The following is a 15,308-nucleotide window of genomic DNA, read 5'->3' on the forward strand; positions in this document are numbered from 1 at the left end:
CCAATTCGATTTCCATGATGTTTGGCGTTCTCAGTGAATTCAATTGAAAGTGTCCAATGCCCGGTGAATTTCACCCAAAAGCATTAATACCAAGGTATGGGGTTTCTTTTTTCGCCGTGATCTGTCGCACGTTTTTCACCCCTTTGTCTTGTTTCTCGACGCCACTGCGAATGACTTTAGGGGGGCTGAAAGCGTGAAAAGCGGCACAGTTGATCGGCTGTTCAAAATCGGCGATGTGCGGAAGTGCACACGAACGCACGGCATCTTGCGACCGATGAGTGGTATTTCCCGTACAAAAAGACACAAGTTCGCCCGCTACTTCCTCGGCATGCCGAAGGTGGAGCAGGTCACGGAGGGCTGGCTGATTCGGGTGAATCAGAGGGATGCGATATCAGAAAATACCGTCAATGAATTATTGACGGACAAACGCTAATCGCCGGCGTTTCAACAGGTAACTCGTGCGGTCCAATTCCTGGAATTGGATCGAGTTGCTTGTCACCGGATGTTGGAATCCGGTGACGAATTGTTAACTCACGGGAGGAGTGCTCCGGGTGCGTAATGGCCGGCGCGCAATTGGCCATTGAAATCCGTCGAAATGTCGGTGGCGCTGGGCCCACTGGTCGTTGGCTGGTGCCATTGCCATTGCAGGGCCGCGGCGGCGGCCGGATCGAGCCATTGCCCCAGCGGCGTGGTGCCACGCTGGTCCACCACGCTGCCGTCGCGTCGCCAGACGCGGCCGTCGACAAGGTTGCCGTCCAGTTGGGCGCGCGAGCCCGCCCGCACAGTGATGCCCGCCGTATTGATCAGGGTGTTGTGCACCACCCGCACGTCCACGCCCCGGTTCACATCGACGCCCGCGTCGTTGCAATGCGCGACCACGTTGTTGGCGGCCAAGCCGCCTCGGTGTTCGTACGAACGGCAGGTCCGGTCACGGCAGACCTCGGGGTCGGTACCACCGCCGCCCACGGAAATGCCAATGCGCTCGCCGGGCTGCGACAGGCCCCCGGGCGTGCACACCAGCAGGTTGCGTTCGATGCGGATGCCTTCACTGGCGCCCTTGGCGAACAACCCGTAGGCGACGCGGTTTCCGTGCAGCTTCACGAAGTTCATCACCCGGTTGTCGTGCACCCGCCAGCGGTGGGCGCCGACCAGATCGAGCATCACCACCGGCTGGGCGGTGTCGCGCGGCGCGCTGTTGCTCAGGGTGTTCCAGGAAAGTTCGCCTTCGTCGGGCCAGCGGCCGTGCTGGCCGTTGACCTTGACGTGGGCGTTGAAGTCGGTGATGCGGTTGTTGCGGATGCCGACGTGGGCGCCGCGCCCGATCACGTGGAAGGCGTGTTCGCAGTCGCCATGGCGGGCGCAGGCGCCCCGGATGTCCAGGTTCTCGAACACCCAGTGCGGTCGATCGACGCGGATGCCGTCCACCTGCGTGAAGGCGAACCACACGGTGCCCGGGCGCTCGGCGCGCAGCGCGATGGGCGCGTCGGCGCGGCCGTCGTGGCCCAGGCGCAGCGTGGCGTCGAACGGGTAGAGGCCGGGCGCCACCACGATCTGCGTGCCCGGTGTGGCGTGCAGAAGGGCCTCGCGGATGGCCTGTGGGGTGTCGGCGATCCGTTGGCTGGAGAGCCCGGCCGGCGGAGGGGGAGCCTCGGGGCGCTGGCCTTTGCCTAAATCGGGCAAGGGGCCGGGCGGTGGCTCGGGCTCTACCCGCGTGCGCAGGGCGTGCAGCGGTGGCAGCAGCCAGCGCTCCAGCCGCGGGTGCCCTTGCAGGCGGCGCTCGGTGTAGCGGATCAGCTCGTTGGGACTGCGGCTGTTGGCCTGCTCCCACACGGCCTGCCCGCGGGCGGTGCCGAACAGCCAGGCCAGGGGCGCCAGCGCCAGCAGCAACAGCAGGCCGAGCGCCAGCGCGAACAGCTTCACGCGGCGTCGCCCATACGGGGGAGGGTAGGACGAAAGTGCCATATTCGTTCGCTATCATGCCCTGTCCCCGCCATGAGGGACGCACAACGAGGGAACCGCAATGAAAGTGACGGTGGTGGGAACGGGGTATGTGGGCTTGGTCAGCGGGGCCTGCCTGGCCGAGGTGGGCAACGACGTGCTGTGCCTCGACGTGAACCCCGAGAAGATCCGCATTCTGGAGTCGGGCGGCATCCCGATCTTCGAGCCGGGCCTGAAGGAGATGGTGGCGCGCAACGTGGCCGCCGGCCGCCTGCACTTCACCACCGACGTGGCGCGCGCCGTGAACCACGGCACCATCCAGTTCATCGCCGTGGGCACGCCGCCCGATGAGGACGGCTCGGCCGACATGCAGTACGTGCTGGCCGCGGCACGCAACATCGGCCGCCTGATGACCGACTACAAGGTGGTGGTGGACAAGAGCACCGTGCCCGTGGGCACCGCCGACAAGGTGCACGCCGCCATTGCCGACGAGCTGGCCAAGCGCGGCGTGAACACGCCCTACGCCGTGGTGTCCAACCCCGAGTTCCTGAAAGAGGGCGCGGCGGTGGACGACTTCATGAAGCCCGACCGCATCATCGTGGGCGGCAGCGACGAGCAGGCCATCTTCCTCATGCGCGCGCTCTACGCACCCTTCCAGCGCAACCACGAGCGCCTGCTGGTCACCGACGTGCGCAGCGCCGAACTCATCAAGTACGCGGCCAACGCCATGCTGGCCACGCGCATCAGCTTCATGAACGAACTGGCCAACCTGGCCGAGAAGCTGGGCGCCGACATCGAGATGGTGCGCCAGGGCATCGGCTCCGACCCGCGCATCGGCTACCACTTCCTGTACCCCGGCGCGGGTTACGGCGGCTCCTGCTTCCCCAAGGACGTGAAAGCGCTGATCAAGACCGCCGCGAGCGACGCCGAGCTGGACCTGAAAGTGCTGAGCGCCGTCGAGGCCGCCAACGACGCGCAGAAGCAGGTGCTGGCGCGCAAGCTCAAGCAGCGCCTGGGCGATGACCTGAAGGGCCGCCACATCGCGTTGTGGGGCCTGGCCTTCAAACCCAACACCGACGACATGCGCGAGGCGCCGAGCCTGAGCTTCCTCGAAGAGGTGCTGGCCGCCGGCGCGACCGTGACGGCTTACGACCCGGCCGCCATGCACGAGGCGCAGCGCGTGCTGGGCGATGAGCCGCGCGTGAGCTACGCCAAGACGCCCAACGAAACCCTGGACGGCGCGGACGCACTGGTCATCGTGACGGAGTGGAAGGAGTTCCGCAGCCCGGACTTCGACCTCATCAAGGAGCGCCTGAAGCAGCCGCTGATCGTGGATGGGCGCAACCTGTATGACCCAGCGTTCGTGCGGCGCATGGGGTTCGACTACCTGCCCATCGGTCGCTGAGCTTCAGACCCAGCCCAGCGCCCCCAGCACCCCGCCCGCGCCGATCAGCCACAGCAAGTGCACCTTGGTGCGCCACACGGTCAGGGCCGCCACCGCCGTCAGCAGCCACAGGCGCCAGTCGCGCGCCGGCTGGTCGTGCGCGGCGGTCAGCACCCAGCCGGTGGCGATGAGCAGCGCGATCACGATCGGCGCCATGCCCGCCTTGAAGGCCCGTACCCCGCGCCGCTCGCGGTGCTGGTGGGCCCAGCGCGTGGCCGTGTAGGTGAGCACCGATGAGGGCAGCAGGATGGCGACCATCGTCACCACCACCCCGAACAGCCCCAGCGCCCAGGCCCGCCAGCCCGCCGCCGGGCCGCCGGCCGCGTTGATGCCGATGTTGAAACCGAGCAGTGCGATGAACAGCACATTGGGCCCGGGTGCGGCCTGCGACAAAGCGATCGAGGCCGTGAACTGCGGATCGCTCAGCCAGCCGTGCTGCACCACCAGGTAACGGTGCATGTCGGGTGCCACGGTGATCGCGCCGCCCACGGCGAGCAGCGAGAGCGTGAGGAAGTGGGTGAACAGATCCAGCCAGTCCACGGCCATGGGTAAGCCCGCCATGTAATCAGCCCCCCGTGCGGCCCAGTTGGCGCCAAGCCCAGGCGCAGGACAGCGTGCCCAGCCCCAGCAGGACCCAGGCCAGCGGCCAGCGCAGCAGGGCGATCGCCACGAAGGTGAGCGCGGCAAAGCCCGTGCACACGCTCAAGCCCATGACGTTGTTGCGCAGCGCCGTCACCAGCTTGAGGCCGGTGGCGGCGATCAGCCCCGCGGCCACGGCGCCCATGCCACGCAGCGCGGCCTGCGCCTGCGGCAGGCTGGCGAGCTGGCTGTAGAGCACGGCGACCAGCAGCAAGAGCACCAGCGGCGCCACCAGCATGCCCGCCAGCGCCGACAGCGCGCCCGGCAGGCCGAAGTGCCGCCCGCCGATCATCAGCGCCAGGTTCACCACGTTGGGCCCCGGCATGATCTGCGCGACCGCCCAGTCCTCGACGAATTGGTCGCGCGTTAGCCAACGACGCTTCTCCACCAGCTCGCGCTGCACCACGGCCAGCACGCCGCCAAAGCCCTGCAGGGCCAGCCAGGTGAAGGCGGTGAAGAGTTCGGTGCGCGAGCGCGGGCTCGCGGGGGCGTCGGCCGGGGGCTCAGCCGACACGGAGCATCTGGCGCACCACGTCGGCGGTGAGCGGCTTGGTCACGTAGCCCTGGATCACTGGCAGCTCGGCGGCGCGTTGACGGTCCTGCGGCGCGTCGGACGAGGTGAGCATCAGCAGCACGGTGGCGGGCTTGCCCTCGAGCAGACGCGTGGCCTGCTGTGCGACCTCGAAGCCGTCGAGCACCGGCATGTTGATGTCCAGGAAGATGCAGGTGGGCTGCGCGAGTGGGTCGTCGCGCAGGAACTTCAACGCGTCCACACCGTTGTCGAAGATCCGCACCTCGCCGGTGAAGCCGGCACGCCGGATCATGATTTCGTGGAAGACGTTGTCGGCGTCGCTGTCGTCGATCAGGATGAAACGCGCGGGGGTGGCCATGCGGAGTCCTTGTCTCACGCCTTCTCAGGCTCGGTCTGCCTGTGCCGGCAGGTGCAGGGTGAAGCGGCTGCCGACGTCGATGGACGATTCGAGCGTCAGGCGGCCTTGATGGAGTTCGGCAATGCGCTGGCAGATGGGCAGGCCCAGGCCCGTGCCGTCGTAGCGGCGGCGGGTGTGCAGTCGGTTGAACAGGCCGAAGATGCGGCCCTGGTGTTCCTGCGCGATGCCCACGCCGTTGTCGCTCACGTGGATCTGGTCGATCGCACCGCCGCGCGAGGCGCCAACGGTGATGACGGGCGGCACGCCGGGCCGGGTGAACTTGAGCGCGTTGCTCAGCAGGTTGTGCAGCGCCACGCGCAGCAGGCCGGGGTCGGCCATCACCACGGGCAGGGCGGTGTCGATCTCGACGCGGCCCTGACAGCGCTGGAGCACCGGTTCCAGGTCCTGCGTGACCTTCTGCGCCAGGGCGGCGGCGTCCACCGCCTCGATGCGCAGCGGGTGGGTGTCGAGTTGGGCGAACTCGACCAGGTCGTCGAGCAGGCGCCCGATGCGCCGACCGCCCTCGCGCACGAAGCCCAGGTAGCGCTGCGCGGGCGCGGGCAGCTCGGCCTGGTGGTCGTCCACCAGCAGCGCGGAGAAGTTGTTGATGGTGTTGACCGGCTCGCGCAGGTCGTGGGAGAGCATGTAGATGAAGCGCTGCTGCTCGACCGTCTTGCGTTCGAGCAGCGCGACGGTGCGGCTGAGGCGGACCTCGTTGCGCCGCAGGGTTTCCATGTCCTGCGTGCCTTGCTCGAGCAGCGTGGCCGCCAGCCCGGCCAGGCGGCGCAGGCCGTCGACCTGTTCGCTGGACAGGCACCGCGCCTGCACGTCCATCACGCACACGGTGCCCAGGGCCAGGCCGTCGCGGGTGACGATGGGTGCGCCAGCATAGAAGCCGAGGTCGGGCTGCTCGCGCCGCAGGGGGTGGTCCTCGAAGCGCGGGTCGTGGCGCACGTCCTCGATCACCAGCACCTCGCCGGGCGCTTGAATGGCGTTGGAGCAGAAGCTCCAGTCGCGCGGGGTTTCGCTCAGCGGCAGGCCGATGCGGGCCTTGAACCACTGGCGCTCGGCGTCCACCAGCGAGACCAGCGCGATGGGGGTGCCGCAGAGCGACTGCGCCAGGGCGGCGATGTCGTCGTAGGCGCGCTCGGGCAGGGTGTCCAGCACGCCCAATGCCCGCAGCCGCGCAAGGCGCGGGCCTTCGGTGGCGGGCGGCGGGGAGGGTGGCATCGAGGGCTGGCAGCGAGCAAAACCCCGATTTGTAACACGCTGGCCCAGGGTTCGGGTGGGTTTGTTTTGGCCGCCCCGATGCGAGATTTCTCGTCTCCCCAAAATGGGGGATAACCGTCCCGCGCCAGATTCAGACCGACATGCCGCCGCTGACCTCGATCACCGCGCCATTGACGTAGCTGGCGTCGTCGCTGGCCAGGAAGGCATAGACGCTGGCGATCTCCTCGGGCCGGCCCAGGCGGTGCAGGGGCACGCGCTGGCGCATCTCCTCGAGGACCTTGTCGGGGATGGTGCCGAGGATGGGGGTTTCGATGAACCCGGGAGCCACCGCGTTGACGCGGATGCCCTTGGGGCCGAGTTCGCGCGCCCAGGTCTTGGTGAAGCCGATGACGCCGAACTTGCTGGCGGCGTAGTTGGTCTGGCCGAAGTTGCCGTACAGGCCCACCACCGACGACGCGTTGAGGATCACGCCATGGCCCTGGCGCACCATGGCGTCGGCCACGGCCTGGGCGCAGTGGAACACGCCGCGCAGGTTGACGTCGATGACGCGATCGAATTGCTCGATCGTCATCTTCTGCAGGCGCGCGTCCTGCGTGATGCCCGCGTTGTTCACCAGCACGTCGATGCGGCCGTGGCGCGCCAGCACCTGGGCCACCACCGCGTCCACGCGCTCGCGCTCGGTCACGTCCAGGGCGTGGCCCTCGGCCTGCGCGCCCAGCCCCTGGCAGCGGCGCACGGCGGCGGCCACGGCCTCGGGCTTGAGGTCGGCCACGATGACGGTGGCGCCCTCGCGGGCGAATGTTTCGGCGGTGGCCAGGCCAATGCCCTGGGCGGCGCCGGTGATGAGACAGATCTTGTTCGAGAGTCGGGACATCGTTTCAGGGGATCAGGGGGTCAGTACTGGGGCTGGAAGCGGCGGATGGCGTCGCGCGCGGCGCCGTCGAGCAGGAAACCGCGGCCGAAGCGTCGCGCCAGCACGTCGCAGCGCCGCTCGAAGGCCTCGATGCCCTGGCCGTAGATGAACTGCAGCGCACCCCCCGTCCAGGCCGGAAAGCCGATGCCGAAGATGGACCCGATGTTGGCGTCGTGCGCGCTGGTGAGCACGCCCTCGGCCAGGCAGCGCGCGGTTTCCACCGACTGGCGATACAGCAGGCGGTCCTTCACCTCCTGCAGGTCCCATTGCAGTCGGGGGTCCTCGAACAGGCCCTTGAGTTCCACCCACAGGCGCTTGCGCTGGCCCGCCGGGTACTCGTAGAAGCCACCGCCCGAGGCGCGCCCGGCGCGCTTGAGCGTCTTCACCATGCGCTCCACCAGCAACTCGCCCTGGCCGGGCTCATAGACCTTGCCCTCGGCCTTGAAATCGGCGCGCGTCTGGTCGAGCACGTGCACGGCCAGCGACAACGAGGTCTCGTCCAGCACGGCCAGCGGACCCACGGGCATGCCGGCCTGCACCGCGGCGTTCTCGATCACGGGCGCGGGAATGCCTTCGCCCACCATGGCCGCGCCCTCCATCACGTAGGTGCCGAAGGTGCGGCTGGTGTAGAAGCCGCGCGAGTCGTTCACCACGATGGGCAGCTTGCCCAGGGCGAGCACGTAGTCGTAGGCACGGGCGATGGTTTGATCGTCGGTGCGCTGACCGCGGATGATCTCCACCAGCTTCATCTTGTCCACCGGGCTGAAGAAGTGGATGCCGACGAACTTCTCGGGCCGCCGGCTGGCCTTGGCCAGGCTGGAGATGGGCAGGGTGGAGGTGTTGCTGGCGAAGAAGCCGCCGGGTGCGAGCTGCTCTTCGGCCTCGCGCGTGATCTGCGCCTTCACCTCGCGGTTTTCGTACACCGCCTCGATGATGAGCTCGCAGCCCTTGAGGTCCTTGGGGTGGTCGGTGGCCAGGATGCGGTCGAGCAGGCCAAGCTGCTCCTGGATGCTCATCAGCCCTTTCTCGACCCGCGCCTGGGTGAGGCGGTGGCTGTAGGACTTGCCCAGCTCGGCGTTTTCCAGGCTCACGTCTTCCAGTACCGTCTCGATGCCCCGGCTGGCCTGCGCGTGCGCGATGCCCGCGCCCATCATCCCCGCGCCCAGGATGCCCACCTTGCGCGGCACGAAGCGCGGGAAGTCCTTCGGGCGCGAGCCGCCGCTGCGCACGGCGTTCATGTCGAAGAAGAACGCGTTGATCATGTTCTTCGCGACCGGGCTCACGAGCAGCTGCGCGAGGTAGCGGCTCTCGATGCGCAGCGCCGTGTCGAAGTCGACCATCGCGCCCTCGACCATGGCGGCCAGCGCGGCCTCGGGCGCGGGGTACAGGCCCTGGGTCTTCTGTCGCAGCACGGCCGGCGCCACGCTCAGCATGCCGGCGATCTTGGGGTTGCTCGGCGTGCCGCCGGGCATCTTGTAGTCCTTCTCGTCCCAGGGGTGGCGGGCCTGCGGGTGGGCGCCGATGAAGGCCTCGGCCGCGGCGCGCAGGCTCAGCTCGTCGATCGCCAGCGCGTGCACCAGGCCCAGGTCCAGCGCCTCGCGCGGGCTGAACAGGCGGCTTTCCAGGATGTAGGGTTGCGCGCCCTGCAGGCCCAGCAGCCGGGTCATCTTGGTGATGCCGCTGGCGCCCGGGATCAGGCCCAGGGTGATCTCGGGCAGGCCGAGCTGGATCTTCGGGTGGTCGATGGCGACGCGGTGGTGGCCGACCAGGGCCACTTCCCAGCCACCGCCCAGCGCGGAGCCGTTGATGCAGCTCACCACCGGCACGCCCAGGGTCTCCAGCGTGCGGAAGTTCTTCTTGGTCTGCTCGATCTCGGCGTAGACCTGGCGCGCGTCGCTGGCCTTCAGGCGCATGGTGCCCTTCAGGTCGGCACCGGCGAAGAAGGTGCTCTTGGCCGAGGCCAGGATGATGCCCTTGATGAGTGCCTTGTCGCGCACCACCAGGCCGGTGACGGTGGTGAGGTCGCGCTGCCAGTCGGCGCACATGGTGTTCACCGGCGAGCCGGGCTCGTCGAAGGTGATGGTGGCCAGGCCGTCGTGCAGCTCGTAGCGGATGGTCTTCACGGGTGTCCTTTCGGCTGTTTCCCCAGAAGCACCGCGGAACCGGCTTTGCCGGGCCGCTGGTGCTGCCCCCTTTCAGGGGGTGACGCGCCGAAGGCGCGGCGCGGGGGTGGGTCGTCAGACCCTTTCAATAATCGTGGCGATGCCCATGCCGCCGCCCACGCAGAGGGTGGCCAGACCGCGCTTGAGGCCACGGCGCTCCAGCTCGTCCAGCAGCGTGCCCAGGATCATGGCGCCCGTGGCGCCCAGCGGGTGGCCCATGGCGATGGCGCCACCGTTGACGTTGACCTTCTCGTGCGGTACGCCCATCTCGCGCATGAACTTCATGGGCACGGCGGCGAAGGCCTCATTCACCTCGAACAGGTCGATGTCGTCCACCGTGAGTCCGGCTTTCTCCAGCGCCTTTCGGCTGGCCGGCATGGGGCCGGTGAGCATGATGGTCGGGTCCGCGCCCGACAGCGCGGCCGCGACGATGCGCGCGCGTGGCGTGAGTCCGTGGGCCTTGCCCGCCGCCTCGCTGCCGATCAGCACGGCCGCCGCGCCGTCGACGATGCCCGAGGAGTTGCCCGCGTGGTGCACGTGCTCGATGCGCTCGACCTGCGGATACCGCTGCAGGGCCACGGCGTCGAAACCCATGCCGCCCAGTTGCTCGAACGCGGGCTTGAGCGAGCCCAGGCCTTCCATCGTCGTGTGCGGCTTGATGAACTCGTCCTCGCCGAGCACGGTCTGGCCCAGCATGTCCGTCACCGGCACCACGGATCGGTCGAAGCGGCCTTCGCCGCGGGCGCTGGCGGCGCGGCGCTGGGACTCGAGCGCGAAGGCGTCCACGTCCTCGCGCGAGAACCCTTCGAGGGTGGCGATCAGGTCGGCGCCGATGCCCTGGGGCACGAACATCGTGGCGCTGTTGGTGGCCGGGTCCTGCGCCCAGGCGCCGCCGTCGGAGCCAATGGGCACGCGGCTCATGCTTTCCACGCCGCCGGCGACGACCAGATCCTCCCAGCCGCTGCGCACCTTCATGGCCGCCAGGTTCACCGCCTCCAGGCCCGAGGCGCAGAAGCGGTTGAGCTGCACGCCCGAGCAGCGCCAGTCCCATCCCGCCTTGAGCGCGGCCACCTTGGCGATCACCGAGCCCTGCTCGCCGATGGGCGAGACCACACCCATGACCACGTCGTCCACCGCGGCGGTGTCGAAGTCGTGGCGGCGCTGCAGCGCACTCAGCGTGCCGGCCAGTAGGTCGATCGGCTTGACCTCGTGCAGGCTGCCGTCCTTCTTGCCCTTGCCACGGGGCGTGCGGATGGCGTCGTAGATATACGCTTCGCTCATGCTGATGACCTCCGCGCAGCGCGCTGCGGTGCGAGCGCCTTCGGAACGGCCGGGCGGCGCTCATGGTGTTTCCTCGGTGGTGCCCAATACCTCGGCCCAGTATATTGACTTTCGCCAAGCAACTGCTTGCCAAAAATCCCCCATCCGTCCAGTCGGTGACATCATGATCGAACGCACCCTCTTCAACAGCGACCACCAGGCCTTCGCCGACGCCTTCCAGCGTTTCGTCGACAAGGAGATCGCGCCCTTCCACGAAGCGTGGGAGGAGCAGGGCTACGTAGACCGCGACGTCTGGCGCAAGGCCGGGGCCAACGGTTTCCTGTGTCCTTCCATGCCCGAGGCCTACGGCGGCGCGGGCGCCGACCGGCTGTATTCCGTGGTGCAGATGGAGGCGCTGGCGCGCGGCGGCTTCAGTGGCATCGGTTTCGGACTGCACAGCGAGATCGTGGCCCCGTACATCCTGCACTACGGCACCGAGGCGCAGAAGCGGAAGTACCTGCCGCTGCTGGCCAGCGGCGAGATGGTCGGCGCCATCGCCATGAGCGAGCCCGCCGCCGGCAGCGACCTGCAGGGCATCAAGACCACTGCGCTGGTGCAGCCCGATGGGAGCTACCGCCTCAATGGCAGCAAGACCTTCATCACCAACGGCTGGCACGCCGATCTGGTGATCGTGGTGGCCAAGACCGACCCGGCGGCCGGCGCCAAGGGCACGACGCTGCTGCTGATGGAGCGCGGCATGCCCGGCTTCGAGACCGGCAAGCGGCTGAAGAAGCTGGGCCTGAAGGCTCAGGACACCTCGGAGCTGTTCTTCAACGACGTGGTGGTGCCGGCGGAGAACCTGCTCGGCGGGCCGGACTTCCTCGGCCGCGGCTTCGTCTGCCTGATGGAGCAACTGCCCTGGGAGCGCCTGCAGATTGCCATCGGCGCCGTGGCGGCGGCGCAGGCCGCCATCGACTGGACCTTGCAGTACGTGAAGGACCGCAAGGCCTTCGGTACCACGGTGGCGGCGTTCCAGAACACACGCTACACCCTGGCCGAGTTGCAGACCGAGGTGCAGGTGGCGCGCGTGTTCGTGGACAAGTGCTGCGAGCTCGTGAACGAAAACCGCCTCGACTCCGCCACCGCCAGCATGGCCAAGTACTGGTGCTCCGACCTGCAGTGCAAGGTGATGGACGAGTGCGTGCAACTGCACGGCGGCTACGGCTTCATGTGGGAATACCCCATCACCCGCGCCTACGCCGACGCGCGCGTGCAGCGCATCTACGGCGGCACGAACGAGATCATGAAGGAGCTGATCTCGCGGCAGATGGGCCTGGGCGGGCGTTGAGGGTCAGCGACTCCGTCACGTGTTCGTGGGGCGTTCGGTGTAGGCTGTGGCCGGGCACAGTCGTTGCTGGAGCGCTTGGCCATGAAGAACGCCGACATCAAGCAGTTGGAGTTGATGTGCGAGTTGATCGAAACGCAGAGCCTGAGTGAGGCGGCCGCGCGGCTGGGCATGACGCCGTCGGCGGCCAGCCAGTCGCTGAGCCGACTGCGCGCCACCTTCGGTGAAGAGGTCTACGTCCGTCAGGGCAATGCCTACCGGCTCACGCCCCACGGAGAGCAGGTGATGGGGGGTGTGCGGGCCATCGTGCGCCACTGGAACGAGGCGCTGCAGGCCAGCGGCGATTTCGACCCGTCCACCTGCGAGCTGCGCTTCGCCGTGGCCTGCGTGGCGCACACGGCCTCGCCCGATCTGGTGCGGCTGCACGCCGACATGCGCCGGCTGGCGCCTCGGGCGACACTTGATTTCCAGGTGCCGCTGCACAACGCCGTGGACGTGCAATCGCTGCGCGCGGGCAAGCTCGACGTGCTGTGCGCCAGCGCGCCGCCGCCGCCCGACATGCGCGACGTGCACCACGAGTTGCTGTGCACGCACGCGCTCACGCACGTGGTGCTTGGCCGCGGCCATCCCCGCATTGGCGAGTCGATGACGCTGGCCCAGTACCTGGGCGAAGAGCACCTGGTGGCGCACTACCGCAACCTCGACCCGGCGTCGCGCAGCCCGCTGGACGCGGCGCTTCTCGCCCACGGCCACGCCGCGCGCCGCGCCACCTATGTGCAATCGTTGTGGACGGCGCTGCACATGGTCTCGCGTTCGGACTACCTGCTCACCGTGTCGGCCGAGGGCGCTCGCGTGCTGGAGCGCTACCTGAGCGAGGTGCGCAGCCTGCCGCTGCCGCCCGACATGCCGGCGGTGCGCAGCGAACTGCACATGATCTGGCACGAACGCACGCACCGCAGCCGCCCCCACCAGTGGCTGCGCGAACGCCTGCGCGAGGTGTGCGCGGGGGCCATCCAATGAGTTCGGCGGACCTGCGACAGGTCGCCTTGCTGGTGGCCTTGATCGATGCGCAGAGCCTGAGCCTGGCGGCCGAGCGCTTGCACATGACGCCGTCGGCCGCCAGCCAGTCGCTGCAGCGACTAAGGGACGTGTTCGGCGACGAACTCGTCGTGCGCCAGGGACCCCGTTACCTGCCGACGCCCCTGGGCGAGACCGTGTTGCCGTCGTTCCGTGACATGGCGGCCTTGTGGCAGCACACCAGTGCGGGGACGGCGGTCTTCGACCCGGTCAGCAGTGAAGCATCGTTGAGCCTGGTCTGCGACGCCGTGTTCGCCGAACTCGACCTGGCCGCCTGCTACGCCGCGATCGTGTCCGCGGCGCCGCGCGTGCTGCTGGACGTGCGCACGCCCGATCCGGTGCCCGGCAGCTTCGCCTCGTTGCGCTCGGGCGCGGTCGATGTCGTGCTGACCACGTTCACGCCGCCGGGCGACGCCGAGGACCTGCACGCCGAGCGCTTTGCCGACGCCGAATTCACGCATTGCTGCCTGAGCGTGGCGCATCCCCGCATCGGAGCCGGCCTGACACTGGCGCAATACGCCGCCGAACAGCACGTGAGGGCGCACCCCATCGAGCGCTCGGGCGGTTCTCTCACGCCCATCGACCAGGCCCTGGTGTCCCTGGGGCATTCGCCGCGGCGCTCCAGCATCGTGCTGTCCATGCCGCACCTGGCCGCCATCGTGGCCACCACGGACCGTCTGACCACGGTGTCGCGCCACCAGGGTGCGGTGCTGTCGCGCTACGCCGAGGGCCTGCGGCTGTTGCCCCTGCCCCCCGAGGTGCCCCGCATCGCGGCGCCGCGCTACATGGTCTGGCACCACCGCACGCACCACAGCCCGGCGCACCGCTGGCTGCGCGACCGCCTGCGGGAGTTCGTGTACGCGGAGGCCGGACCGGGCCCGCCGCCGGGGCAGGCCTGAGCGATCCGATCGGGTGTCGGCGCCCTCAGCGCATGAGGCGGTAGAGCTCGTGCAGGCGCAGCACGGCGATGGCTGGGCCACGGGTTCTGACCATGAGGTCAAAGCACTCGAAGAACAGACCGCGCAGGGACTCGGGGTCGGTCGTGGCGATCAGGGTGGTGTAGAGGGCCTGATCGGCGGGCTCCAGGTAGTCCACATAGTGCCCCACGGTCTGCACGATGGTGGTGCGCGCGCGCTCCATGGCGTCGCTGGGGGATTCGTGGGCCGCCGTGTCATGGCGGGGGGCGAGTTGCCAGCGCGCCATCAGCATGTCCAGCATGGACGCGGTGGATGGCGGTTCGGCAACGGTGGCGTGGCTCATGCGTAACTCCTGGATCCCATCGGGCGCCGGGGCCAGGTGAGCGGGTGCATCGGCTCTGGCTTCGGCGTGGAGGGGAATCTAGGGCGGCAAGCCCCCGCTGTCGATTTCGAAATTAGCAAGAACGGTTTAGCGGCGCTAAAAACCCTGCCCTGTTCGGCCCCCCAGCGCCCGGACGCGGCTGCCAGGGGTATCCGGCGGGGCTTCGTGGTCCGCCGCCACCCAGGCGCGGCTGGGGTGCTCGGCCATGTCGGCCAGGCAGTCCGCCAGGAAGCGGGCCGACGGTGCGTCCAGTGCCGCGAAGGGCTGGTCGATGAGGGTGACGGGCGCGCCCGCCGCCAGCGCCGCCGTGAGCCAGACCTTGCGCCGACTGCCGGTTGACAGCATGTACAGCGGCTTGTGCAGGTGCTCCGCCAGGCCGAAGCCGTCCACCAGGTCGGACAGGGCGGCCTCACTCAGGCGGGGCCAGTGGGTGGCCAGGCCCTCCAGGTAGCCGGCGGCGGGCAGGGCGTCGTGCGCTTCGGTCTGGGGATCGATCCAGAACACCTGGCGGCGGTAGGCCGCCGGGTCGTCGTGCAACCAGTGGCCGTTCGCCCACAACCGCCCGGCCTGGGGCGCCAGCGCACCGGCCAGCAACGACAGCAGCGTACTTTTTCCGCTGCCGTCTTCGCCCGTGAGCCAGGTGAGGCCCGGACCGAGCGCCAGCGAGGTGTCGTTGAACAGCGGGGCGCTACCCGGCCAGGCGAAGCGCAGGCCTTCGGCGCGCAGCAGCGGGGTCATGGCGGGGTGTGGAGCTAGTAGGGCAGGCGCAGCCGCTGGCCCTGGTGGACGATGACGGCGCCGCGCGGGCCGATCGATTCCAGCTTGAGCCCCGGGGCGATGTCCTGCCCCTCCTGCAGCACCTGGCCGTCGACGATGAGCATGCGCAGCGCGGGGTTGGAGGCGTAGGTTGTGCCGCTGACTTTGAGTGGGGGCAGGGCGGCGCGCGCCGTGGGGTTGAGGTCGCTCACGCGGGGCAACTGGGCTTCGCTCGTGGTGGCCGGGGCGGGCGCGGGTGCCGCGGATGCCGCAGGCGCACGGGCCGCCGGTGATGGCGTGGGCGCCGGTGTGGCAC

The 15,308-nt window shown here is 68.8% G+C and carries 16 protein-coding genes; 5 read left to right on the plus strand and 11 right to left on the minus strand.

Annotation, left to right across the window (positions count from 1 at the left end; all coding sequences use genetic code 11):
* Positions 1-148 precede the first annotated feature (148 nt).
* Positions 149-433 carry a hypothetical protein gene (locus BN948_RS26525; RefSeq protein ID WP_138819894.1) on the plus strand — a complete coding sequence of 95 codons (285 nt, stop codon included), beginning with the start codon at positions 149-151 and terminating at the stop codon, positions 431-433.
* 98 nt (positions 434-531) lie between these two features.
* Here the strand turns inward: BN948_RS26525 and BN948_RS04810 are convergent, their stop codons facing one another.
* Entirely contained in the window at positions 532-1,962 is a 1,431-nt protein-coding gene (locus tag BN948_RS04810; RefSeq protein WP_009515183.1) for a polysaccharide lyase domain-containing protein, read from the minus strand.
* 58 nt (positions 1,963-2,020) lie between these two features.
* Between BN948_RS04810 and BN948_RS04815 the strand changes: the two genes are divergently transcribed.
* Positions 2,021-3,343: a UDP-glucose dehydrogenase family protein gene (locus tag BN948_RS04815; protein WP_009515184.1), complete on the plus strand. Its 1,323-nt coding sequence runs from the start codon at positions 2,021-2,023 to the stop codon at positions 3,341-3,343.
* Positions 3,344-3,346: 3 nt separating this feature from the next.
* Here BN948_RS04815 and BN948_RS04820 read toward each other — a convergent pair whose 3' ends face one another.
* The 7 genes from BN948_RS04820 to BN948_RS04850 form a co-directional block, all read right to left on the minus strand.
* Positions 3,347-3,943 carry a chromate transporter gene (locus tag BN948_RS04820; RefSeq protein ID WP_009515185.1) on the minus strand — a complete coding sequence of 199 codons (597 nt, stop codon included), beginning with the start codon at positions 3,941-3,943 and terminating at the stop codon, positions 3,347-3,349.
* A 4-nt stretch (positions 3,944-3,947) separates the two neighbouring features.
* Positions 3,948-4,535, minus strand: coding sequence for a chromate transporter (locus tag BN948_RS04825; RefSeq protein WP_009515186.1), 588 nt, complete (start codon positions 4,533-4,535; stop codon positions 3,948-3,950).
* Entirely contained in the window at positions 4,525-4,911 is a 387-nt protein-coding gene (locus BN948_RS04830; RefSeq protein WP_009515187.1) for a response regulator, read from the minus strand. The genes BN948_RS04825 and BN948_RS04830 overlap by 11 nt, the downstream gene beginning before the upstream one ends.
* 24 nt (positions 4,912-4,935) lie before the next feature.
* The gene (locus BN948_RS04835) at positions 4,936-6,180 is read right to left on the minus strand and encodes a sensor histidine kinase (RefSeq protein WP_009515188.1); all 1,245 of its coding nucleotides are present in this window, start codon (positions 6,178-6,180) and stop codon (positions 4,936-4,938) included.
* A gap of 130 nt (positions 6,181-6,310) precedes the next feature.
* Positions 6,311-7,054, minus strand: coding sequence for a 3-oxoacyl-ACP reductase FabG (gene fabG / locus BN948_RS04840; RefSeq protein WP_009515189.1), 744 nt, complete (start codon positions 7,052-7,054; stop codon positions 6,311-6,313).
* 20 nt (positions 7,055-7,074) lie between these two features.
* Positions 7,075-9,216 (minus strand): 3-hydroxyacyl-CoA dehydrogenase NAD-binding domain-containing protein, encoded by a 2,142-nt coding sequence (locus BN948_RS04845; protein ID WP_009515190.1) that lies wholly within the window; start codon positions 9,214-9,216, stop codon positions 7,075-7,077.
* 114 nt (positions 9,217-9,330) lie between these two features.
* On the minus strand, positions 9,331-10,536 hold the full coding sequence (locus BN948_RS04850) for an acetyl-CoA C-acetyltransferase (RefSeq protein ID WP_009515191.1): 1,206 nt from the start codon (positions 10,534-10,536) through the stop codon (positions 9,331-9,333).
* A gap of 163 nt (positions 10,537-10,699) precedes the next feature.
* Between BN948_RS04850 and BN948_RS04855 the strand changes: the two genes are divergently transcribed.
* The 3 genes from BN948_RS04855 to BN948_RS04865 all read left to right on the plus strand — a co-directional run bounded on the left by BN948_RS04855 (position 10,700) and on the right by BN948_RS04865 (position 13,836).
* Positions 10,700-11,863: an acyl-CoA dehydrogenase family protein gene (locus BN948_RS04855; protein WP_009515192.1), complete on the plus strand. Its 1,164-nt coding sequence runs from the start codon at positions 10,700-10,702 to the stop codon at positions 11,861-11,863.
* An 81-nt stretch (positions 11,864-11,944) separates the two neighbouring features.
* The gene (locus BN948_RS04860; RefSeq protein WP_009515193.1) at positions 11,945-12,880 is read left to right on the plus strand and encodes a LysR family transcriptional regulator; all 936 of its coding nucleotides are present in this window, start codon (positions 11,945-11,947) and stop codon (positions 12,878-12,880) included.
* Positions 12,877-13,836 carry a LysR family transcriptional regulator gene (locus tag BN948_RS04865; protein ID WP_009515194.1) on the plus strand — a complete coding sequence of 320 codons (960 nt, stop codon included), beginning with the start codon at positions 12,877-12,879 and terminating at the stop codon, positions 13,834-13,836. The genes BN948_RS04860 and BN948_RS04865 overlap by 4 nt, the downstream gene beginning before the upstream one ends.
* A gap of 25 nt (positions 13,837-13,861) precedes the next feature.
* Here BN948_RS04865 and BN948_RS04870 read toward each other — a convergent pair whose 3' ends face one another.
* The 3 genes from BN948_RS04870 to BN948_RS04880 form a co-directional block, all read right to left on the minus strand.
* Complete coding sequence (locus BN948_RS04870; RefSeq protein WP_009515195.1) at positions 13,862-14,197, minus strand: hypothetical protein; 336 nt, start codon at positions 14,195-14,197, stop codon at positions 13,862-13,864.
* Between the two features lie 135 nt (positions 14,198-14,332).
* On the minus strand, positions 14,333-14,974 hold the full coding sequence (locus BN948_RS04875; RefSeq protein WP_009515196.1) for an ABC transporter ATP-binding protein: 642 nt from the start codon (positions 14,972-14,974) through the stop codon (positions 14,333-14,335).
* Positions 14,975-14,988: 14 nt separating this feature from the next.
* On the minus strand, positions 14,989-15,308 hold a 320-nt coding region (locus BN948_RS04880), incomplete at its 5' end, for a general secretion pathway protein GspB (protein WP_035620685.1).

Source organism: Hydrogenophaga intermedia (assembly GCF_000723405.1).
GTDB classification, from domain to species: domain Bacteria; phylum Pseudomonadota; class Gammaproteobacteria; order Burkholderiales; family Burkholderiaceae_C; genus Hydrogenophaga; species Hydrogenophaga intermedia.